Origin of the sequence: Vibrio panuliri, assembly GCF_009938205.1 — a bacterium.
Classification (GTDB): Bacteria; Pseudomonadota; Gammaproteobacteria; order Enterobacterales; family Vibrionaceae; genus Vibrio; species Vibrio panuliri.
This window is the reverse complement of record NZ_AP019654.1, coordinates 1,167,359-1,189,503: the sequence shown is the minus strand read 5'-3', so window position 1 is coordinate 1,189,503 and position 22,145 is coordinate 1,167,359. Positions and strand designations below refer to the sequence as shown.

At 46.7% G+C, this 22,145-nt stretch carries 18 protein-coding genes and 1 riboswitch; of the genes, 12 read left to right on the top strand and 6 right to left on the bottom strand.

What is annotated here, in order from left to right:
* Positions 1–229 precede the first annotated feature (229 nt).
* From dinG to GZK95_RS05360, 8 genes are all read left to right on the top strand, one after another.
* A complete protein-coding gene (dinG, locus tag GZK95_RS05395; RefSeq protein ID WP_075714095.1) occupies positions 230–2,302 on the top strand; it encodes an ATP-dependent DNA helicase DinG in 2,073 nt (690 codons plus the stop codon).
* Between the two features lie 43 nt (positions 2,303–2,345).
* A complete protein-coding gene (locus GZK95_RS05390) occupies positions 2,346–3,125 on the top strand; it encodes a TSUP family transporter (RefSeq protein ID WP_075714093.1) in 780 nt (259 codons plus the stop codon).
* Positions 3,122–3,670 (top strand): primosomal replication protein, encoded by a 549-nt coding sequence (locus GZK95_RS05385; protein ID WP_075709244.1) that lies wholly within the window; start codon positions 3,122–3,124, stop codon positions 3,668–3,670. The genes GZK95_RS05390 and GZK95_RS05385 overlap by 4 nt, the downstream gene beginning before the upstream one ends.
* Before the next feature lies 1 nt (position 3,671).
* Positions 3,672–3,833 (top strand): pleiotropic regulatory protein RsmS, encoded by a 162-nt coding sequence (rsmS, locus tag GZK95_RS05380; protein WP_075709243.1) that lies wholly within the window; start codon positions 3,672–3,674, stop codon positions 3,831–3,833.
* Positions 3,834–3,861: 28 nt separating this feature from the next.
* On the top strand, positions 3,862–4,671 hold the full coding sequence (gene xthA, locus GZK95_RS05375) for an exodeoxyribonuclease III (protein ID WP_075716193.1): 810 nt from the start codon (positions 3,862–3,864) through the stop codon (positions 4,669–4,671).
* A 328-nt stretch (positions 4,672–4,999) separates the two neighbouring features.
* Positions 5,000–6,517 (top strand): ATP-binding cassette domain-containing protein, encoded by a 1,518-nt coding sequence (locus GZK95_RS05370; RefSeq protein ID WP_225623994.1) that lies wholly within the window; start codon positions 5,000–5,002, stop codon positions 6,515–6,517.
* The gene (locus GZK95_RS05365) at positions 6,510–7,859 is read left to right on the top strand and encodes an HlyD family type I secretion periplasmic adaptor subunit (RefSeq protein ID WP_075709241.1); all 1,350 of its coding nucleotides are present in this window, start codon (positions 6,510–6,512) and stop codon (positions 7,857–7,859) included. The genes GZK95_RS05370 and GZK95_RS05365 overlap by 8 nt, the downstream gene beginning before the upstream one ends.
* A gap of 90 nt (positions 7,860–7,949) precedes the next feature.
* Positions 7,950–8,029: riboswitch (cyclic di-GMP riboswitch) on the top strand.
* 32 nt (positions 8,030–8,061) lie between these two features.
* On the top strand, positions 8,062–10,980 hold the full coding sequence (locus GZK95_RS05360) for a hypothetical protein (RefSeq protein WP_075716191.1): 2,919 nt from the start codon (positions 8,062–8,064) through the stop codon (positions 10,978–10,980).
* 92 nt (positions 10,981–11,072) lie between these two features.
* On the opposite strand, the gene fabV is transcribed toward GZK95_RS05360, so the two are convergent.
* The 6 genes from fabV to GZK95_RS05330 form a co-directional block, all read right to left on the bottom strand.
* Positions 11,073–12,275, bottom strand: coding sequence for an enoyl-ACP reductase FabV (fabV, locus tag GZK95_RS05355; RefSeq protein WP_075716190.1), 1,203 nt, complete (start codon positions 12,273–12,275; stop codon positions 11,073–11,075).
* 186 nt (positions 12,276–12,461) lie between these two features.
* A complete protein-coding gene (locus tag GZK95_RS05350; RefSeq protein WP_075716189.1) occupies positions 12,462–14,747 on the bottom strand; it encodes an acyl-CoA dehydrogenase in 2,286 nt (761 codons plus the stop codon).
* A 59-nt stretch (positions 14,748–14,806) separates the two neighbouring features.
* Positions 14,807–15,433 carry a TetR/AcrR family transcriptional regulator gene (locus tag GZK95_RS05345; RefSeq protein WP_075709237.1) on the bottom strand — a complete coding sequence of 209 codons (627 nt, stop codon included), beginning with the start codon at positions 15,431–15,433 and terminating at the stop codon, positions 14,807–14,809.
* A 358-nt stretch (positions 15,434–15,791) separates the two neighbouring features.
* Positions 15,792–16,229 carry a GtrA family protein gene (locus tag GZK95_RS05340; RefSeq protein WP_232061570.1) on the bottom strand — a complete coding sequence of 146 codons (438 nt, stop codon included), beginning with the start codon at positions 16,227–16,229 and terminating at the stop codon, positions 15,792–15,794.
* Positions 16,226–17,638 carry an ArnT family glycosyltransferase gene (locus GZK95_RS05335; RefSeq protein WP_075716187.1) on the bottom strand — a complete coding sequence of 471 codons (1,413 nt, stop codon included), beginning with the start codon at positions 17,636–17,638 and terminating at the stop codon, positions 16,226–16,228. Before GZK95_RS05335 ends, GZK95_RS05340 begins: the two co-directional genes overlap by 4 nt.
* Positions 17,635–18,639 (bottom strand): glycosyltransferase family 2 protein, encoded by a 1,005-nt coding sequence (locus GZK95_RS05330; protein ID WP_075716186.1) that lies wholly within the window; start codon positions 18,637–18,639, stop codon positions 17,635–17,637. The genes GZK95_RS05335 and GZK95_RS05330 overlap by 4 nt, the downstream gene beginning before the upstream one ends.
* A 188-nt stretch (positions 18,640–18,827) precedes the next feature.
* Here GZK95_RS05330 and GZK95_RS05325 point away from each other — a divergent pair, with 188 nt between their 5' ends.
* From GZK95_RS05325 to GZK95_RS05310, 4 genes are read left to right on the top strand one after another with little or no spacing between them, the layout of a single operon-like run.
* Complete coding sequence (locus tag GZK95_RS05325; protein ID WP_075709233.1) at positions 18,828–19,505, top strand: response regulator transcription factor; 678 nt, start codon at positions 18,828–18,830, stop codon at positions 19,503–19,505.
* Complete coding sequence (locus tag GZK95_RS05320; RefSeq protein WP_075716185.1) at positions 19,502–20,779, top strand: sensor histidine kinase; 1,278 nt, start codon at positions 19,502–19,504, stop codon at positions 20,777–20,779. Before GZK95_RS05325 ends, GZK95_RS05320 begins: the two co-directional genes overlap by 4 nt.
* Positions 20,780–20,816: 37 nt before the next feature.
* Positions 20,817–21,710 carry a pyridoxal-phosphate dependent enzyme gene (locus GZK95_RS05315; RefSeq protein WP_075716184.1) on the top strand — a complete coding sequence of 298 codons (894 nt, stop codon included), beginning with the start codon at positions 20,817–20,819 and terminating at the stop codon, positions 21,708–21,710.
* A gap of 2 nt (positions 21,711–21,712) precedes the next feature.
* Positions 21,713–21,997 (top strand): DUF1496 domain-containing protein, encoded by a 285-nt coding sequence (locus GZK95_RS05310; protein WP_083626397.1) that lies wholly within the window; start codon positions 21,713–21,715, stop codon positions 21,995–21,997.
* Positions 21,998–22,145 lie beyond the last annotated feature (148 nt).

Genomic DNA, 22,145 nt, shown 5'->3' with positions numbered 1-22,145 from the left:
AATCATCCTTAAAAATTACATTTAGACCCATTTGGTAGAATATAATCCCGTCATAAATTATAAATCATGGTCATATATTTTTCGACTTTAGAAAAAATTCTAACTCCTTGAGGGTTCAACTTTTTTTTGTGAACTAGATCGAAATTTATTTTAAAAGCGTTCTATTTCGTGAACTACATAACAGTTAGTTAAGTGTGCTACTATCGCATTCAGTTAGTAAGGCGCCCATATGACCAACAGTAAAATTCAGCAATCAATCCGTAACAGCTACCAAAACCTACAAGCCCAACTGGAGAATTTTGTGCCTCGTAGAGCACAAAACTATTTGGTCGCCGAGATCGCCAAAACGCTTTGTGGTGAGTACCACGGCAAAAATCGCATGATCGTCGCGGAAGCGGGAACCGGCATCGGTAAATCGCTTTCTTATCTTATGGCTGCGATTCCGGTCGCATTTCTAAGCCAACGCAAAGTGGTTATTTCAACCGCAACCGTTGCTCTGCAAGAGCAGTTGATTAACAAAGATTTACCTCTATTTAGACGCATCACCGACCTAAACTTCTCTTTTTTGTTGGCGAAAGGGCGACAAAGGTACTGCTGTGCTGAAAAACTCGCTAGCGCGTGTGGCGCTGAAGGGCAACAGGCAGCATTGTTTGAAAGCAAGCCAAAACGCAAAGACATTGAACTGCTTGAGACGATGTATCGTTCTTTAATGCAAGGAAAGTGGGACGGAGACCGAGATTCTTGGCCTAAACCTATCCGTGATGAGATTTGGCAAATGGTGGTCAGTGACAAGCATAGTTGTAATAACAGCTTACCAACCCACCGAGGCTGCCCTTTCCAAAAAGCCCGTAGTGAACTCGACAAAGCCGATGTCATTATCGCTAACCACAGCTTGGTGATGGCAGATGCAGACCTCGGTGGCGGTGTGATTCTCCCTGAGCCCGAAAACACTATCTACGTATTTGATGAGGCACACCATCTACCTCATGTCGCACGAGACCACTCTTCTGCCGCAGCAAGCTTAAAAGGAGCGGCGGCATGGTTGGAGCGACTCAATCAATCGGTCAGCAAATTTGCCAGCCTTGCTGACGAAAAGCGCGTTGCACGATTTCGCAACGAGCTACAAGATTCCGTGCAGCAACTAATCCCTTCATTAACCCAGTTAGCGTCTCGTTTCGACCCAGCCCATTTTAGTGAGGGAATCTATCGATTTGAGCATGGAGACTTACCCGAGTGGTTAGCGGAAGAATCAAAGCAACTTAAGCAAATGTCGCACAAAGGAGCACAAGCAACCGCCAAGATCGCAGATTTGATTGCCGAACGAGTAAAAGACGGTGAAATTGCCACGCGACTTGCAGAACCCGCATTGGCCGAGCTCGGTTTTTACATTCAACGAATGGATAACCTAGCCCAAGTATGGCAACTCATGGCCGAACCGCCCCGAGAAAAAGGCGCGCCACTTGCCAGGTGGTTAGAAGTGAGCGCGGAGCGTGAAGGTGATTTCACAGTCAATGTGTCTCCATTAGAAGTTGGCTGGCAGCTCGATCAACAGATCTGGAGCCGTTGTCTTGGCGCAGTGCTGGTATCCGCGACAATGCGCGCGCTCAACTCATTTAGTTTTTTCTGCCGGCAAGCGGGGATCAGTGAAAAAACCGAAGATGGAGTGCGATTCTTAGCGCTTGCCTCTCCGTTTGATTACCAAAACCAAGCTGAGTTGCGGGTACCTAAAATGAAATTTGAACCGCAAGCAAGCGAGTTTACGGAATATCTTATTGATATTCTGCCTAATCAAATTAAAGACAAGCAGGCCAACTTAGTTTTATTCTCTTCCTATTGGCAAATGAACCAAGTCGCCGATGCACTGGAAGGAAAATTTATCAAAAAAGGTTGGGCACTGCAGGTTCAAGGTAAAGAATCGCGCAATGAAATTCTAAATAAACATAAAACCTTGGTGCAATGTGGTAAAACCAGCATTCTTTTTGGCACAGGTAGCTTTTCTGAAGGGCTCGACCTACCGGGCGAGTTACTGGAAAACTTGGTGATCACAAAGATACCTTTTGGTGTACCAACGTCTCCAGTAGAGCAAGCCCATGCCGAGTATATTGAGCACAAAGGGGGCAACCCGTTTATGCAAATCACGGTACCCGAGGCGAGCAAAAAACTGATCCAGTCTGTCGGTAGACTACTGCGCAAAGAGAGAGATTCTGGTACAGTCACCATTCTTGATAGACGCATAGTCACCAAGCGATATGGACAATCCCTACTGGACTCATTACCGCCTTTTAAGCGCATTATTGAATAACAAGCTCACTGTTTGAGTGCAGCCAGAACAAGAAGAATAATCAATGGAAATGTTAGAACCAACCATGTTGTTGGTACTTGCGCTGGTCGCATTCATCGCGGGGTTTATTGATGCAGTTGCTGGCGGTGGCGGAATGTTAACCGTGCCCGCCCTACTTTCTCTCGGCTTGCCCCCGCATATTGCTCTTGGCACCAACAAACTGGCAGCAACATTCGCGTCATCGACTGCTGCATTTACCTATTATCGAAAACGCCTGTTCAAACCGCAGTTTTGGCGTCGCGCTTTTATCTCAACGTTAATCGGCGCAACTCTTGGAACGCTGTTTGTCGACCAAATAAGCACAGAATGGTTAGAAAAGGCGCTACCTTTGGTGATTTTAGCGGCGGCAATCTACTCTGTTTGGCACAAAACCCCACAAAATAGCAGCAACGATCTCCCCGTTTCGTGCCCTGTATTTAGTAAAAAACAGTATCTACAAGGTGGAATACTGGGGTTCTATGATGGCGTGGCAGGCCCAGGAACTGGCGCTTTTTGGACTGTCAGTACCATGGCACTTTATCGGCTCAATATTCTTATGGCCTCTGGCGTTGCCAAAGCGATGAACTTCACCAGTAATTTCACCTCATTGATTACCTTTGCTATCTTAGGCCATATCGATTGGGTACTGGGATTAACCATGGGAGTATGCTTAATGGCTGGCGCTTTCGTTGGCGCACACTCTGCAATTCGCTTTGGTGCCGGTTTTATCCGTCCGATTTTTGTTTCCGTTGTCAGTATTTTGGCAATAAAACTCGCTTATGACGCATGGTTTGTCGCAATATGACCCAATTTAAACCGCTAATCGCTACGCTCGAACAGTTAGCAGTCCAAGCCGCTGAACTTGACCGTTCGCGAGGCGAACATCACCAAGCACTGTTTGATGAACGTCTTTTTCACGGGAGTTCTCGTTTACTCGTGCCCTGCGTTAAAGAAGCACAAGCCACTTTAACGACCTTAATGCGTGAGCAAGAGAGTGGTAAGTTAACTGCGCTCCGAGCCGAATATCTGTCAGAGCGTCTTTTTTCGCAATTGAGTGCGATTCAACGTGAGTTGGCCACCCAATCCATTCGCAAACAAGAACCTAAGCATCACAGCCACTTTCAAAAGCCAATCAACAAGCTTTATCAAGAACTGGCGCAACATCAGGAGTGGGAACGGCGTTTAATGGATATGGTACTTGATAAACAGCAAGCGCTTAACTCCGCGCCTCCGTTTGCCCAGCAACAAGCACAACAAGCCTTGCTTGCCACCGAGCAGCGACTTCAGCGATGCCGTGATGCCAAAAACAAGCTCGAAAACCAGATCACCTACCGAGAGAGAAATCAATAACATGAACTCAGTGGCGCAAGGCCTAGAAACGGCACCAGATGAGATCAAACTTGCCGTCGATCTTATCTATCTACTAGAAAGCAACGAGGTCGATCCAAAAACTGCACTCGAAGCGATCAAAATAGTGCAGAGTGATCTCGAAGCAAAGCTCGCAGCTCAGTAAAGCAGTCAGCCAATAATAAGGAGAACGAATGAAAGTCGTATCATTTAATATCAACGGTCTACGTGCGCGTCTTCACCAACTTCAAGCGCTTATCAACAAACATCAACCTGATGTAATTGGCTTGCAAGAAATCAAAGTCCATGACGAAGCCTTCCCGATTGCCGACGTTGAAGCCATGGGTTACAAAGTCTATTTCCATGGGCAAAAAGCGCACTATGGCGTTGCTCTACTTTGCAAACAAGAGCCGGTCTCGATTCAAAAAGGTTTTCCGAGCGACAACGAAGAACACCAAAAGCGAATGATCATGGCAACCTTTGAGAACAGCCAAGGTGAAAAAACCACGGTTCTCAATGGCTACTTCCCGCAGGGCGACAATATTAACCATGAAACCAAATACCCTTATAAGCGCGAGTTTTACCAAGATTTGATGAAATATCTTGATGAATACCACAATAATCAAGACAACTTAATTGTTATGGGCGACATTAATATCAGCCCGATTGATCTTGATATTGGTATTGGTGAAGCAAACCGTAAACGTTGGCTAAAAACGGGCAAATGCTCATTCCAACCAGAAGAACGCGAATGGTTACAAACTCTATTGGATTGGGGCTTCGTTGACACCTTCCGTAAATTACATCCAAATGCTGATGATAAATTCTCATGGTTTGATTATCGCTCACGCGGTTTTGATGACAACCGAGGGCTCAGAATTGACGTGGTTCTCGCGACGGAGAGTCTAGCGAATAAGTGTATTGAAGCGGATATTGATTACGAGTTGCGTGGTATTGAGAAACCATCTGATCACGCGCCAATTTGGTCTTCTTTCACACAATAATTTTCTTTTGGGTTTCTTATAAATAAGAAACCCATTTTATTTCAAAGTCTTAATCATCATTTCAACACATTAAATCAGCATTTCCCTGAATACGGGCTAAAACCCTGTCGCTTTTATAAATATTTGAATGTTAGGATTGCGTCAATTTTTGGACAGCAATTACTCGGCATTTATGGATATCACTCAGTCGCAATGGAGCGAAATATCACCGTTTAATCGTAGAGTTGTACTGACTCTAATTTTTGCCGGTTTTTTTCTTAACCTTCTAATATTAGTCGTTCCAATTTATAGCTTACAGGTTTTCGACCGAGTCTTAACAAGCCGCAGTATGGATACACTCCTGTTGATCAGCGCTATCGTATTTTTCTTGCTGGTTATCCAAGCGGCGATGGATATTTTACGCAACCGCTATCTTTACAAAAAATCGGTCCATTTAGATGCTTTACTCTCAAGCCATCTATTTGCCCTCAATACCATTCAACCGCAACAGCCAACACTGCATGATGTAAAAGAGCTTAAAGCATTTATGGTTTCCCCTGCATTTTTGCTGCCATTTGATCTTATTTGGACGCCGCTATTTATTTTAGTCCTGTTCAGCTTACATCCATTGATTGGAGCACTTGCCTTAATATCAATCTGTTTGGTTGGTGGGCTTGCGTATTTCATCCACAAACGTAAAGAGAAACAGTTCGCTCATGCGCAAATGATGGAAAGCGCCTGTCGCGCCGCAAATGAGCAAGTGGTTCACCAAGCAGAGTCGGTTCAGTCCCAGTATTTAAGCCATGGTTTACGCCAGCAATATCAGCATCTTACTGCTGAACGAATCTGGCATGAACTCGAACTCGGTCACACCACCAGCACCCTCACTTCGATGGCAAAATGTCTAAGGTTCACCTTACAGATGGCCATCATGGGATTGGGCGCTTGGTTAGTTGTCAACAACAGTATGACGGCAGGTGGTATCATCGCGGGTTCAATACTGATGTCTCGAACACTGCAACCTTTAGAGCAACTGCCAAACTCACTGCAAGTTTGGCGCAATGTGCTTGATGCTCACCAACGAATATCCGCTCACTTTGCCGTTCAACCGAATAACACCCAAACCACCGAGTTTAGCCAAGTCAAAGGGGCACTGCATATTGATGGTTTAACTTGGTATCCAGAACAGGCAAAACTTCCGCTGCTGAAAAACATCCGCCTCAAACTCGAGTGCGGTAACAGTGTGATGGTGATGGGCGATAGTGGCTCAGGCAAAAGTGTACTTTGTAAACTGCTTGCCAATATATACCAGCCCCACTCCGGTGATATAAAAATCGACGGGGCTCGCCTCCCTCAATGGGATTCTGCACAACTGAAGTCCGTGATTGGTTATGCGCCACAGCACACTTCTTTTGTCGCTGGCACCATAAAACAAAACATTGCCCACTTTGATCCGCAGCTAGACGATGACAAAGTCATCAGTGCAGCGAAGAAAATAGCAATCCACCAAGATATCATTTCACTTCCGAACGGCTACAACACCATAATTGGTAGCCATAACGACACCATTCCAATGGGCTTGCTTAAAGGGATTTCGGTTGCCCGCGCACTCTATTATCAACCCAAATTATTGATCCTGGATGAGCCCGATGCTCACCTAGATAGCGCCAAACGCAACGCTTTTTACCACTTACTGCCCCAGTTAAAGCAGAGCCACACCGCCGTGGTGATCGTCTCTCACAACACACAACTGATCCAGCATGTTGATTGGGTGGTGCAGTTAAAGAACGGTGAAATCACCTCAGCACATAGCTCTGAGCAAGCAGCCAAAGTTTACAACATCAACCAGGCGGTAGCGTATGGCTAATGGACAGTTTCATCATATTGACCAATCTGGGATCCACTTTGTCGATCACCGCAAGCTCACCTTTGGTAGTGGTGCTGTTATCAAAATGGGTGTGTTGATCGTCTTACTTCTATTGAGTGTGTTTCTATGGTGGTCGTCACAAGCTAAACTCGCCAGTGCCGCAATTGCCCCCGGAGTGATTATTGTTGAATCCAAGCGTAAACCCGTCCAGCATCTAGAAGGCGGCATCGTCGAAGCGATTCATATCAGCGATGGACAGCATGTCACGCAGGGTCAACTGCTCGTGACGCTCAATGCATCCAGAGCCAAAGCGCAACTGTATGGTTTGCGTGCAAAATGGCAAAGTGAAACCGCGCGCCTCAACCGGCTTCAGGCTGAACTGCTCGGCAGCGACTCTGTTGCCTACGATACTCGGCTACTTAAATACCAATCAGACCCCCATGTGCAAAATGTGATTGCCACACAAAATCAGTTGTTTGCCAAACGGCGCTCACTGCGTTTGGGTGAGGACAAAGTGCTCGAAGAAAAAACGGCTCAAGCGCACATCGACTTACAAGGTCTTGAACAACGTTACCAGTCAGACCAACAAGCCCTGCTCTACCTATCTGAGCAAGTCAAAATGCATGAAGAGCTACTTGAAACCGGCAACACCTCCAAGTCTCGTTTACTGGATCTTAAACGTGAGTTCACCAATTTAAGCGGTAACCTTGCTGAACTAAACGCCAAAATTCATCGCGCTCAGCGCGCCGTGTCCGAAGCGAAGTTACAAGATAACAATGCCGATTTTATTTATGCCAAGCAACTTGGTGAAGAGATCCAGCAGTTAGAAAAATCCATTCGCGAAACATCAGAAGAGATGCTCAATGCCGAGCAGGTCCTAAGTAGAATCGAGATCCGCGCGCCTCAATCAGGGGTCGTGGTAGGACTGAGCGTCTTTTCTCCTCAATCGGTGATCAGTGCGGGGCAGAAAATTATGGAAATCGTCCCCCAGCAAGATCAATTAATTGTCGAGGCATTAGTGCAACCAGAAGACATCGATGTCGTCCATATTGGTCTGGCAACCGAAGTACGTTTGACCGCCTACAATTTTCGTCGCACACCGCCCGTTAAAGGGAAATTGGTGCATCTGTCAGCCGACAGAATCACGGACAAAGCCTCAGGAAACTCTGCGTATCTCGCCCAAGTTGAGTTAGACCAAAGTGACCTAGCTCAGCTCGACTCCGTCACTCTGCAACCCGGCATGCCTGCAGAAGTGATGATCTTATTGGGAGAACAAACACCCTTAGACTATTTACTGTCACCTCTTTTTGTTACCGCCTATAAGGCTATGCGAGAAAACTAATCCATAGCAGACAGGACCCCTGCTATAAAACAACCTGATGGTCCGCATTAACCTCTCAAACTGCTCAAATGACGGTTTGGGGACGATAACAACGAGTAAAGCCAAACTTATCGTGAGATAAGGACGGAAAGCTCCAGATCTCATCACTATGAGATGGCTGAGCCGCCTCTTATTAATCATACGATTGATCGAGGAATCCTTAATGACCACCAACCAAGCCAAATTAGCTCAAGCTCAAAATCGAGTTGAGCTTGTTGAACCAAGTATTGATAGTCTCTATCCAAAGCTGGATATCAATGGCGAGTTGTACAATATAGTTCCCCCTTTTAGTGCCATTGGAAATGTCATCGATGGCAATGATGACAACGATGTGATTGTCGCGCCATCCGGTGAATATATCGTAAAAGCGGCGAAAGGAAATGACATCGTCAATGCAGGTGAAGGCAACGATGTTGTCTTTGGCGAAGGCGGTAATGACGTACTTCTTGGTGATGACTTTACCCGCCATCTTGCGGCCGACAGTTCTGGTCATCTTTATGTCGACTTTACTCTAGCAAGCAAAGCCGATTTTTCTCTCGCAAAGGCCTATAACCCTGATGGCAGTGAAGCTAAGGTCTATGTTAAGAATGACGCATATGGCGTATTAGGTACCGGTGAGAGTGGCAATACAGGTCAAATCGGCTTTAGTTATCAGGATGATGGCGAGCCAGGCGATCGCGCAGGGGCATCTGAAGTTCTGTCGGTCTCATTGGGCGAGCACTCATATGCAGCTAAAGTCTCTATCGAAAGGTTATTCCAAAACGAAGGCTCCGCTGATGGCACTGGCAAAGAAAACATAAATGAAGTCGGTATCTGGACAGTACTTCGTGAAGGCGTTGTGGTCGAGTCTGGATACTTTACTGTTGGCGAGTTTAACCAAGCCACATTGGAGTTTTACAACCTCGACCCAGCTCAAGACAACCTCAAAGTACTGCAGCAAGGCGATGGCGACTCAAGTGGTTTATTTGTGATAGAGCCACAAGACGTCGGCTTTACCACATTTGATGAAATTCAGTTTTCTGCCGCCAGTGGTCAATATATCAATAACAAAGATATTGCCGATTCCAGTGATTTCTTTGTCAAAGATGTTGAGTATGTTGAACTGGAGAGTAACTCACTCAACAACTCAGATAGCTTGTTCGGTGGTAACGATGATGACGTATTGCTGGGTGGTGTCGGCAACGACCTACTGATTGGTGATGACCGATACGATTTTGAAGGCATTGATGGAATAAACCTCCTTGACGCCAAAGCCTATAACCCTAACGCAGCCGATGCGAAAGTTTGGGGGGCCAAACATAAAGTAGGGGTCGATGGAAACCCTGAAACAGGCAACGCTAAACAGCTCGGCTTTAGCTACGATGAAAATACCCGTCAAGGTGAGTCTGAATCATTAACCTATGATTTAGGCAGTGACCACAGCGCTGCGCGAATCTCAATTGATCGTCTCTACGCGAATGAAGCAGACAATGGCGCGAACGAAGTGGGTAAATGGACGGCTTTGAGCAACGGTGTTGTCATTGCGACAGGATACTTCACCGACTATGATCTCGACGATGCAACGCTTCAAACCCACGGACTGTCTCTGAGTGACAACATCAAATTGCTTAGCAACGATAACGGTTCAAGCTCAAGCGGCTTTTTTGATATTACCCTCGATGATACCAATGGGATCGCCTTTGACCAAATTGAGTTCTCAGCAGCGCAAGGCGTGTATGAGATCAGTAACGGAGCTAAGCTCGATTCAAGCGACTACTTTATTCGCGAGATCAAAGTGATAGAAAGTGACTCAACCGCGGGTAAGCAAGAGGGCTCAGATTGGCTTGATGGCGGCGAGAACGACGACAAAATTCAAGGTGGATATGGAAACGATGTGCTAATTGGTGGCTCAGGCAACGATATCTTGCTCGGTGATTACGCGCCAGCAAACGATATCACAGAAGCCACCGTGGAACGTATCACAGATGGAACCGCCTACAATCCTGACGGCTCACAAGCGGATATCACCATAACCAGCCGTGGATTTGGTGTCGCAGGCAACCCTGAAAGTGGCCAAGCAAACCAAATTGGTTTTAGCTTTAAAGATAGCGGGCAAGCTGGCGATGCCGCTGGTCAATCGGAAGTTCTCTCAGTTAGTGTCGATAACGACACCATGGCGGCAGATGTCGCAATCAGCCGCTTGTTTGCAAACGAGGGCTTTGATGGTACTCATGAAGTGGGGGTATGGACGGTATTTGACCAAGGCAAAGAAATCGCTAGCGGTTACTTCACTGCGGGTGAAATCTCTTCACAAGCATTGGCTGCTCATGGGATTGATCCTGCAACAGACAATATCAAAGTGCTGGAAAATGGCAATGGGAACCACAATGGTGACTTTACCATCACACCAAGCGACACTGGCAACGCCAAGTTCGATGAAATTCAGTTCTCAGCGGCGTCTGGCACATTCGACAAAAATGCCTTTGGTGCGCAAGACTCTAGCGACTACTACCTAAACACAGTGAAAACTTACCAAGCCGACGACTTGCTTATTGGCGGTACAGGGAATGACGTGCTAGCTGGCGGCCATGGTCTCGACGTCGTAGCGGCAGGCGACGGGCATGATATTATCTTCGATAATGGCAATGACTTTGTTGATGGCGGCAACGGCTTTGACGTTGTGATTGCTCACAACGCGAGTTTTGACAGCACTTACGAGCTTTCAACCGAAAGTGTTGAACACGATGTAGATTTCGCCGTTACCAGCAACTCTAAGCTACAAAATGTGGAAATGGTCGTGGGTAGTGACAACAAGGATACGCTACTGCTCGACTTAGATACGGTCAAAGACTCCGCGCAGAGTATTGACGGCACCCCAAGTAACGCTTTCTTCGCTGTCGATATTGAGAAGCTACAGTTGACCCAATCCAACTTTACATTTGATAAAATGGAGACCCTCTCCGTTGCAGATATTACCGACCCAGCCGTTCAAGCGCAGCTAAATAGCGTCGGTGTGAGTGGCAATATCTACAGCTACACCTTTGTCGATGGTAATGATACGGTCTCAGTGATCAGCGATGTGCAGTGGGACGATGTGGTGTAACCACATTTTCTAAGCAGCCAAAATAGAAAACGGAGCTTATTAGCTCCGTTTTATTATTCACTCAGTATCGCTATCTGTGATACTAGGCGGGATTAGATGTTGATAAATCCAGCGTCAACTGCAGTATTTACATCCGCTTCGTAGTCCACACCGTCAACACCAAAGCCAAACAGCTTCAAGAACTCTTCTTTGTACTCTACGTAATCAGTGAGCTCTTTTAGATTTTCGCTGGTAATTTGCGGCCATAGTTCGCGACAGTGTTGCTGAATGTCCTCACGCAGTTCCCAGTCATCGAGGCGTAGACGGTTATGGTCGTCCACTTCTGCCGCCGTGCCATCTTCTTTGTAAAGACGCTGACTAAACATACGGAAGATCTGTTCCATACAGCCTTCATGTACGCCTTCTTCGCGCATTTTCTTAAATACCATCGCAATGTAAAGCGGCATAACAGGGATCGCTGAACTTGCTTGTGTCACAACAGATTTCAGTACTGCAACGTTTGCGCTGCCGCCCTTCTCCGCTAGCTTAGTATTCAATGCTGTCGCAGCGCGATCTAAATCCATCTTCGCTTTGCCCAACGCACCATCCCAGTAGATTGGCCAAGTTAGCTCAGTACCGATGTAGCTGTACGCGACTGTTTTACAGCCATCCGCAAGTACGCCAGCTTCAGCTAAAGCGTTAACCCAAAGTTCCCAATCTTCACCGCCCATCACAGTAACAGTATCTTTGATCTCTTGCTCTGTTGCTGGCTCAACACTGGCTTCGATAATCACGTCTTTGTTTGTGTCTACCGCTGTTGATGTGTAGGTTTGACCAATTGGTTTTAGCGCCGAGCGAATTAGCTCGCCACTCTCTGGCAATTTACGTACTGGCGATGCCAATGAGTAAACCACCATATCAATCTGACCAAGATCTTGCTTGATCAGATCGATTGTTTTCTGTTTTGCTTCATTAGAGAAAGCATCGCCATTTAGGCTTTTTGCATACAGACCCGCTTCGCTCGCTAGCTTGTCAAATGCTGCGGCGTTGTAGAAACCTGCAGTACCTGGCTTCTTCTCAGTGCCTTCTTTTTCAAAGAAAACACCAATGGTTGATGCACCGCCGCCAAACGCAGCTGCGATACGAGAAGATAAACCGTAGCCACTTGAAGAACCAATAACTAGTACGCGTTTCGGTGCGTTTTTAATTGGACCTTGCGCTTTGGTGTAAGCAATTTGTTCTTTTACGTTAGCTTCACAACCCACTGGATGTGTTGTGGTACAGATAAATCCACGAATTCTAGGTTTGATGATCATATTCAACTTCCTTTAAAAAACTTGGCTAGGATAAAAGTTTCATCGCCAAATCTCACCAAATTTCTTGCAAATTAGCCGCTAAATGTAAGTGGTTGGAGCTGTTTCAAGCAAAAACGAGGCACTAATAAGAGTTTAGCAAACACAAAAAGGCACCCTACTGGGTGCCTTGAGGTACTTGAATAGTTATTAAGCCACGCTATTAAGCTTAGGTTTCTGCTGCTGAGAATGCGTTCTCACTTCAGAAAAGTCATGACTAAAGTGGTCAACTTGAATCGCCTGATAACGCAACTTGTCTGCAGCAAGGACTTGCTCTATCTCTTGCTCGGTAAGTACGCCTGCGGCTTTGGCCTGAGCTAATCGTTCAGTCAGCACTCCTTTACGCGCCACTTTGCCCTCTTTCGCGGCGCGATAAAGCTTGCGCTCAATACCTTGCACGCTGTACATCGCTAGGAATGCATTCTCCATTAAACCAACGCTATCATCCGCTTTGTCGCCAATATAACAAAGGTGCGTTAAGCGGTCGCGATGCGCCCCCGGTGTCATTAGGCTCTCTGCCAATTTCACGGATAACTCATCACTCGGTTTCTTAAAGTGATTGCCCAGCGGGAAGACCAACCCTTTGAGTAGTCGACCTACCCCTTTCTGTGGATAGTTGTTAAAGGCTTCTTGTAGTGACTGAGCAGCATGGTACAAACAGTGCTGAACTGCATAATGGACATAATTAAGATCTTCTTGTTGGCGACCATCATCTTCATATTTCTTCAATGCCGCTGAAGCCATATATAGGTAGGCTAAGCCATCACCTAAACGAGCAGAGATCATCTCTTTACGTTTTAACTCGCCACCTAAAGTCAGCATGGCGAAATCGGCACTCACCGCAAGCGCTCGACTGATGCGAGTCAAATCTCGGTAATAACCTTGTGTTGCACCACTCATATTCGCCTTAATAAAGCGTGAGCCCGTCAAGGCAGCTCCAAATGCACCCAGCGTGTTCTTAGTTGCGTGACCGATATGCTTAAACAGCAACTTATCGAACTCTGCCGCCGCCTCATCATGATTTGGATTAGCAGCCGCCTCCATCTCTTGCAACACATAAGGATGACAACGCGTGGCACCTTGACCAAAAATCATCAAATTGCGGGTAAGAATATTGGCCCCTTCCACCGTAATTGCCACTGGAATACCGAGGTAATGTTTCGCCAAGTAGTTCATTGGGCCATCTTGGATCGCACGACCTGCGTGGATGTCCATCGAATCGTTAAGAATGGTGCGCGCCATTTCGGTCATATGATACTTAGCAATGGCTGTCACGATCCCAGGCTTCTCTTTCATATCCAAAGAAGTGGTCGTTAAGGTACGGGTTGCCTCTAACAAGTAGGTCAAGCCACCAATACGCCCCATGGCTTCCGCTACCCCTTCAAATTTACCAATCGACATCCCAAACTGCTTACGCACATAGGCATATGCCCCTGTGGTACGTGATGTTAAGTGACCAATCGCAGTGCCAAGAGCAGGTAACGAAATCCCCCGCCCTGCAGACAAGCACTCCACCAACATGGGCCAGCCTTTGCCTGCATACTCTTGCCCACCAATTAGCCAGTCCATCGGAATAAAAACATCTTGACCACGAGTCGGACCATTCATAAACGCCAGACCAAGAGGGTCATGCCGTTCACCAATCTCAACGCCTTGGTGGTCTGCGGGAATCAGCGCACAACTAATACCAATATCCACTTTATCCCCGAGCAAGCCATCCGGATCTTTCATCTTAAATGCTAAGCCGAGTACGGTAGCAACCGGTGCCAAGGTGATATAGCGTTTGTTCCAAGAAACTCGAATACCTAACACCTGCTCGCCTTGATGCTCACCCATGCAGACAATTCCTTCGTCAGGTATGCCTCCCGCATCAGAGCCCGCTTCTGGCCCTGTGAGAGCAAAGCAAGGAATATCAGTGCCGTTAGCCAGACGTGGCAACCAATAATCTTTCTGCTCTTGGGTGCCGTAATGAGACAACAACTCACCTGGACCTAACGAGTTGGGTACCATCACCGAAACCGCTGCACTGATACTGCGTGTCGCAATACGTGAGACGATGGTTGAGTTCGCTAATGCAGAAAACTCTAAGCCTCCGTAGTGCTTTGAAATGATCAAGGAAAAGAAACGCTCTTTACGTAGGTACTGCCAAACTTCTTGCGGTAGATCGCGATCTTCTTTATTGATCTTTTGATCATCCAACATCCCCAGTAACGTTTCGAGCTGATTATCCATAAAGGACTGCTCTTCAGCGGTCAATGTTGGTTTGGGGTATTGATGCAGCGTCGTAAAGTTTGGATGACCAGAAAATAACTCACCATCCCACCAGACACTCCCCGCTTCCATCGCTTCTCTTTCCGTATCAGAGAGCGGTGGTAGTACCTTTTTAAACAGCTTAAATGCAGGATCGCTGATCCATTTTCTTCGTAGAGAGCTCATAACCAGTTCCTTTTGTTCACGGTTCTATCTTGGTTTCAATTTATAGTTTTTATCTGTGGCTATTCTGCTGAAACCCCAGCAGCAAGGTAGGGAATCAATTGATCAAGTACACATTTGGCATCAACTTTTTTGCCATAATCGTTATGGGCGATTTCTGACAACGCCTGACTGGAAGCCATAGTGAAAACGCAAGTGCCTAACGTAAAGTGCAGTCGCCAAAACACCTCTTCTCGCGAGAGGTTGGGGTTGGCTTTCAACACCGATTCGACAAACAGGCTAAGCGAGTCTTGGTAACGCGTGGTGATAAACCAACGTAAGTGGCCTTGTACATCGGTATAGCCTCGTCCAATCAGCAACATAAATCGGCTGGTACCATTCGGATGGACATCATTTAATGACATTAGAGGCTCTCGCAACGCTTCAAACACCTGTTTCATCGTAAAATCAGTGTTTAAGTTCAGGGTAATCAGAGCATCAGAGACTGCCGGCATAAACGCTTCGAGATAGCGATTTAACACCGCTCTGACCAAGGTTTTCTTATCGCCGAAATGATAGTTGACGGACGCTAGGTTCACGCCTGCTTTACTGGTAATGGTTCTTAGCGAAGTATCATTAAAACCATGCTCGGCAAACAGAGCCTCAGCAACATCCAAAATTTTCTCTTTCGTCTTATGCTTCGCAGCCATTTCAATCACTCGTATTAAACACTTGTTTGAAAATATACAGGCAGCAAACATCATTAACAACCAATTAACATCACATTTTCACGCTCTCATTGCTTAACAAGCGAAGAAATACAGCTAACCAAATGAAAAGAAAGAAAATAAAAAAAATAAAATATTTTTGGGAACTGAATATGAAAAGCTGGGTCTTACTAAGTGTAGATAACAGAACATTGATATTGATAGTTTTACAGGCCGTCAAACTGTTTCCTTACTGACTGTTTTATTTACGCTGCTTTTTCCTAATTAACTCCTAATTTTTGTTTGTATCAGCCCAGCACACAATTGTACTGGGCTTTTTTTATTGGTGAATTTGTTGCGCCTAGGTGCTCTTGTCTTGGCTGGGTTGAAACACCCAGCGGCTACTTAAGAGAAAGTTACTGAACATACCGACTAAGATACCGGCGACTAACGCGGCAAATGGAACAAAACCCTCACTACCAAACAGTATGATGATGGCTTTAAACAGCAACAAATTCGGTATCGCCGAGAGACTCGCACTCAACATAAACTTACCCCATTGCTTTAACGTGCCCCAAAACGACCAGAGTTCAATCTGGCTACTGGTGCAAAAGGTAAATAGACGGTTGCCAAGCCAAGTCACAGTGGCGGCGCAGACAAATGCCACGAGACGAGCTGATAAAATCGGCATGAGTAGTAGCTTAAAGCTGATCGCAAAAACCAAGGTGTCGGCAACAAAACCGACACCACCAACCAGAGCAAACTTAACCAACTTATTGTCTAACCACGACTTCATCATTGCACCAAAGAAGAAGGGCTACAGCGATATAAAGTACGTTCGCTACTCGCGGTAAATTCCACCACACAGTTTAGTGCTTGGTTTTGCACCACTTCACCAACTTGATCTTTTTTACCAATCAGTTGAAAACGTGGCATTGTTAGCGGAGCGGCGTTGACTTCTAACTTGCTCGCTTTACCTTGACTGTAAAACTGTCCAGAAAACGGCCTTTGACCAACATAAAACGTCGGTACACTCAGATCCACTTTGGCAAAAATCACCTTGTCACTTTTTTTATTGCCAACCCACAAGTTAATCACAATCACAGCAACCACCAACAACACTGGAATGACACCAGCGCATAGCTTGAACCATTTCGGATCATCTTTGACATCAGAAACCAAAATCGCAATCAGCAAACCAATTGCGGGCGCGCCTGGCAACACGTAAGCAGGTAAAATGTTGCCTGAAAGAGTAAACAGCAGTAGCGGCGATACCATCCAGCAAAGAAGAAAACTGACGATTCCCTTTTGCTGCGACGCAACGATGGATAACAAGTGACGTTTTTTCCACAGCAAAATCGGCAGCACTAGCGACCAAGGCGCCGCTGAGTAGAGCCAGAACAGCCAAATTGTGCCGCGCGGTTCATCATGGGCGGTGCCGTAAAGATCGCCTTGCCAACCACTAACCAAAAAACGCTTAAAATGTTCGCCAACAATAAAATAGTCGAGAAATCCTGGCGTCGCACGTTCTGCCATCACGTACCAAGGCAGGGCGATAGCAAGCATTAAACTGCCACCAAGTAAAATAGGAAAACGTTGCCACAGCACTTTAAAGCCGCCGATTAAGCCATGCTGGAGAATAAGCCACGGCACGATAGCAATCCCCATCAAAACCACCACCAAGGGGCCTTTTGCCAACAACCCTATCGCTAGACCGACAAAACCGAGATAACCCCACACTCGGCTTCCTAGCCAGCAGCGATAAAAACCAACCATCGCAAGCGACATCCCCAATGTGAGCGCCATATCGGTCATCACCGCTCCTGCTGAAATGGCAAAGATCGCGCATGTTGCCAACACCACAGCAGTCAGCAAGCCGCTAAAGCCCAGTTTACGAGCGAAGGTCACCATCAGCACCAGTACCAGTACGCCGGCAAGCCAATGTGGGAATCGAACCGCGAACTCATTGGTTCCAAACAATTCAATGCCACTAGCACTCATCCAAGTAAAGAGCGGCGGTTTGCCCCAAAAAGGCACGCCATAATCAAACTGAGGAGTCAACCAGTTGCCCGTTTCGGTCATGATTCTTGCCATCTCACCGTAACGAGCCTCTGTTGTGTCCATCAGTGGATAGGCGCCAAGAGAGATTAAGCGAATAAGCAGCACCGAGCCGAGAATCGCCCACAAATGTACACGGTTAAAACTCACGCGCGTTTCTCCATGGTGTTAAAGATCATAACGGCTGGCTTTTCTTTGACAGAATCGACTAAGAACAGAGGTCGCTGTTTCGACTCAATAAAAATCCGCCCAATATACTCACCGAGTACACCAATAGAGAGCAGTTGAATCCCACCAAGCGCAAGTAACACCACCATCATTGACGGATACCCGGTCACATCGTTACCCCACAATAACGTTTGGGCTATGATCACCACGCCATAAACAAAAGCGCCACTGGCAATCAATGCGCCAAAGAAAGTGGCGAGGCGCAAGGGGCGAATGGAAAATGAGGTAATACCATCGACGGCGAGACCGAACAGTTTGAAGTAGTTCCACTTAGTTTCACCACAAAAACGAGCATCACGGTCAAACTGCATCGTGTACTGGTGAAAACCCGGCCAGGCGAAAATTCCTTTCATATATCGGTTACGCTCAGGCATACGATTGATATGTTCAACCACCCGTCGACTTAGAAGGCGAAAGTCCCCAACATTTTCAGGAATAGCCGACTTAGTTAACCCATTGAGTAAACGATAAAACATCGCTGCGGACTGGCGTTTAAACCATGTTTCACCGTGGCGCTCACGTCGCTGCATGTTAACCACATCAAAGCCTTCTCTCCACTTCGCCATCATCTGCGGGATCAACTCCGGCGGATCTTGCAGATCAGCATCAATAATCACCACGGCCTTACCACGGCTATATTCCAGCCCGGCGCTCATCGCCGACTCCTTACCAAAGTTGCGACTCAGTGAAACACTACGAACAATACTGCTGGTTGAGCGGAAGCCTTCCACAACTTGCAAACTCGTGTCATCACTACCATCGTTAACATAGATGATTTCACATCGCTCTGGCATCGCATCCAACACTGCCGTCAATCGTGCGTGCAACTGTGGTAACACATCCACTTCGTTAAAATACGGCACGATGACAGACAAAGTAATTGCCGAGTCATAACGTTGTTGAGTGATTGAGATTAAGTCCATAATACCGCCACCATTAACTCTGAATAAATGCGCCAAAGCCAGAGAGCTTTGCGCGTTGTTGGGGCAACTCTACGTTGGCGGGCGTGGAAAGAATGTTATCGACGTTTTTTTCACATCAGTTTTGGTGTTATATACTCGAGTAACTTCAAGGTGCTTGGTTCAGCAAGAATGACTTGGTTGGTAGAAGAATGCATAAAATATTGTTAGTTGAAGACAATCGCGAAGTCGCGGGGATCCTGTTTGATTATTTTGAATGCTTAGACATGGAACTGGATTACGCCGACAACGGCGAACTCGGTCTACAACTCGCATTGGAAGGTAAGTTTGATATGATCATTCTTGACCTAATGCTACCCAGAATGGACGGTCTAACCGTTTGCAATAAACTACGAGATGCTGGCAACACAACACCGGTGCTGATGTTGACTGCGCTAGACAACCGCGAGGATATGCTGGCGGGTTTTGAACATGGCGCGGACGACTATTTGACTAAGCCGTTTGATCTTGAAATTCTCGAAGCGAGAATGCACGCACTCATTCGCCGCTACCGTGGCAAAATTGCAGCAACAAAACTGACCGTAGGTCCCATCACGATTGATCAGAAGACGCGCAAAGCCTATCGCGCAGAGAAACCATTGGCATTAAACCCAACAACCTACACCATCCTCGAAATGCTATGCCTACGTGCGCCGGAAGTTGTCACTCGCCAAGAGATTGCGGAAAAGCTATGGGATGAGTCAGACGCCAACAACGACGTGCTCCGTAGCCACATTTATCAGTTAAGAACCCAACTCGATAAACCCTTTGAACAACCACTGCTAATGACTGTGCCTAAAATTGGCTTTCGCTTAGAGATTGAATCATGAGTGCAAGCATCCGCAGTACTAAGTCGCTTACCACCAGCTTAGCCGCGTTTTTTATCACCATTTCCGTTGTAATCGGTGTTATTGCTTTTACTGTATTTGCGCTGGCAATCCATTGGTCCGAAGACCGGATGGGGGAAAGACGCGCTTTGCTCGACCGAGATATCGCCATTGAACGCTTTATCGCTGGTGAAAACGGTAAAATTAAGATCGATGTGCTCACCGATGCTTACAACGACCTGTCGCTCGTACCCCAACCTTATCGTCAGTTCTTAGTCGACTATGACCACTATCTTGGCGAAGTGGAGATGGCTCCTCATTCAATTTCACGCATGGTATACAAAGGCTCTTACAGCAAAAACGGCCAGAGCTATGACATCGTCCTACTATCAAGAATCGACAATATCGAATTTGATCTCGATGAGATCGTCTACTCCAGTTTGATTGTCGTCACCATCGTCTCGATACTGATGTGTATTTTTGGCACCGTGGTTTATCGCCTCTCAATCCGCTTGATTGAGCCACTGAACGACATTGCCAAACAACTTGAAAGCCACAGTGGCAACAGTGAGCACGAGTTCTCTATTTCCAACCAAGCGGCCGAAGAATTTCAAATTCTCACCGACCGCCTGAATCAATATCGCACCGACCTCAACCTAGCCCTGAAACGTGAGCAAGCCTTTGCCCGCTATGCGAGCCACGAATTACGAACGCCCCTTACTGTGGTGAAAGGGGCAACAAAATTACTGGCACGTAAGGAGCAAACTGAGTTCAGTCAGCGGCAAGTTGAACGAATAGATAACGCAACGGAGCAAATGATCACCATGGTCGATGCCCTACTCGGGCTGGTGCGTTACGAGCGCAATGTCGATGACATCCCACTGCGCGAAATTAACCAACAAGAGCTTGAGACCATTTTGGCGGATAACAGCTTACAAGCAAGGGACAAACAGCTCGATATCACGCTCACCGTTCACTCGCAACCTAAGCTCAAAGCCGCCGCACCGGTGATGAACATGGTCATTGGTAACTTGATCCGCAACGCCATTGCCGCTACGCCACAAGGCGAAATATCGGTTGAAATGGATCAGGACAAAATTGTCATCATTGATGATGGATCTGGACTGACCGAGTTAGCCAGCCCCCAAGGGCACGGACTAGGGCTTCTGATAGTTGAAGATTTAAGCCGCCGTTATGGCTGGCAATTCACCCTAACAAACCATGCAACCCGAGGTTGCATCGCGGCAATTCAGTTCCAGCCAAATCACGATAACTAAGGTATGATAAGCCAGTTTATTTAATGACGTCGCGAACATGAAACTGGCCAACACTCCGATCACCGAGCACCAATTTAACAACCTCTCGTTTTATCTTAAACGAGACGACCAATTGCACCCGCAATTCTCTGGTAATAAAGCACGCAAATTTATGGCGTTACTAGAAGGCGAGTACCCACATGTTCGCACCTTAATTGGCTATGGCAGCCCCCAAGCGAACTCGCTCTACTCGATGGCAGCCCTCGCCCATCTCAAAGGGTGGCAACTGGAGTTTTATGTTGATCATATCCCCCATTGGTTAGCGCAAAAACCTATTGGCAACTATCAAGCTGCGTTAGCACTGGGCGCTAAGATTATTGCGGTTGGAGAGTCCAACCTCCATCCATCTCAATATATAGAAACTGTCCGTCAACCAGACGAAAGCTGCCTGTTTGTCCCCGAAGGTGGACGCTGCCAGTTAGCAGAGTATGGTGTCAGCCAATTAGGCAAAGAAATCGCAACCTGGGTTGAAAGCCAACCAAAACAAAACTTCGTCGTTGCTCTCCCATCAGGGACAGGCACCACAGCGCTCTATCTGCATAAATACCTCCAGCAACATGATATTCCCGTTATCACCTGTGCCTGTGTCGGTGGCAGCGCATACCTCACTCAACAATTTACTCAACTGAGTGAGCGCTCACATCCGCAAATCCTCGAACTATCAAGCAAGCACCATTTCGGTAAGCTCTATCAGCAGGACTACCAAATATGGCAACAATTACGCCATCAAACCGGCGTCGAATTTGACCTGCTCTATGATCCCGTCATGTGGCGATGTCTAAATCATTGGCTAACCGAGCATCTTGATGTAAAACTCATCTATATCCATCAAGGTGGTTTGCTTGGTAATGCCAGTATGTTGCCGCGCTACCAGCGCAAATACGGAGAGTGAATATGGAAAGAATACTATTGATGCTCGTTACTCTATTGCCATTAACGTCGATAGCAGGAGAGAAAAGTTACTCAACACCCAACCACCGAGCAGCCATTGTCTTTGATGGTCAAGCCGTCAATCAGCGAGTTTGCTACTACCAAGATCAAGCCTATTCTGAAGGGGCAATATTAGAGGTTGGTGGCTACCTGATGCGCTGTGACAATGCCCATCAATTTGAATCGAATGGACGCGTAAAATGGGTCAGCTTCGAAAAACCACAGACAGAACAGACAAGTAAACCATAGTTTATTCTCAGGTCACTGAATCTTGCCTCTGGGAGTCGCTTAAGTTTACAGGCGTAAAACTACCGCAACGAAGTAAGTTGCTCTCGGGCCTGCCCTATCCCTTGTGAGTAAGTTGGCGTATGATGAGCGCCTAATTTACCACAGTGAA

Excerpts from the sequence above, each read along its gene's own strand:
- dinG (WP_075714095.1), top strand. The coding sequence starts at position 230 with ATGACCAACAGTAAAATTCAGCAATCAATCCGTAACAGCTACCAAAAC.
- GZK95_RS05390 (WP_075714093.1), top strand. The coding sequence starts at position 2,346 with ATGGAAATGTTAGAACCAACCATGTTGTTGGTACTTGCGCTGGTCGCA.
- GZK95_RS05385 (WP_075709244.1), top strand. The coding sequence starts at position 3,122 with ATGACCCAATTTAAACCGCTAATCGCTACGCTCGAACAGTTAGCAGTC.
- rsmS (WP_075709243.1), top strand. The coding sequence starts at position 3,672 with ATGAACTCAGTGGCGCAAGGCCTAGAAACGGCACCAGATGAGATCAAA.
- xthA (WP_075716193.1), top strand. The coding sequence starts at position 3,862 with ATGAAAGTCGTATCATTTAATATCAACGGTCTACGTGCGCGTCTTCAC.
- GZK95_RS05370 (WP_225623994.1), top strand. The coding sequence starts at position 5,000 with ATGGATACACTCCTGTTGATCAGCGCTATCGTATTTTTCTTGCTGGTT.
- GZK95_RS05365 (WP_075709241.1), top strand. The coding sequence starts at position 6,510 with ATGGCTAATGGACAGTTTCATCATATTGACCAATCTGGGATCCACTTT.
- GZK95_RS05360 (WP_075716191.1), top strand. The coding sequence starts at position 8,062 with ATGACCACCAACCAAGCCAAATTAGCTCAAGCTCAAAATCGAGTTGAG.
- fabV (WP_075716190.1), bottom strand. The coding sequence starts at position 12,275 with ATGATCATCAAACCTAGAATTCGTGGATTTATCTGTACCACAACACAT.
- GZK95_RS05350 (WP_075716189.1), bottom strand. The coding sequence starts at position 14,747 with ATGAGCTCTCTACGAAGAAAATGGATCAGCGATCCTGCATTTAAGCTG.
- GZK95_RS05345 (WP_075709237.1), bottom strand. The coding sequence starts at position 15,433 with ATGGCTGCGAAGCATAAGACGAAAGAGAAAATTTTGGATGTTGCTGAG.
- GZK95_RS05340 (WP_232061570.1), bottom strand. The coding sequence starts at position 16,229 with ATGATGAAGTCGTGGTTAGACAATAAGTTGGTTAAGTTTGCTCTGGTT.
- GZK95_RS05330 (WP_075716186.1), bottom strand. The coding sequence starts at position 18,639 with ATGGACTTAATCTCAATCACTCAACAACGTTATGACTCGGCAATTACT.
- GZK95_RS05325 (WP_075709233.1), top strand. The coding sequence starts at position 18,828 with ATGCATAAAATATTGTTAGTTGAAGACAATCGCGAAGTCGCGGGGATC.
- GZK95_RS05320 (WP_075716185.1), top strand. The coding sequence starts at position 19,502 with ATGAGTGCAAGCATCCGCAGTACTAAGTCGCTTACCACCAGCTTAGCC.
- GZK95_RS05315 (WP_075716184.1), top strand. The coding sequence starts at position 20,817 with ATGAAACTGGCCAACACTCCGATCACCGAGCACCAATTTAACAACCTC.
- GZK95_RS05310 (WP_083626397.1), top strand. The coding sequence starts at position 21,713 with ATGGAAAGAATACTATTGATGCTCGTTACTCTATTGCCATTAACGTCG.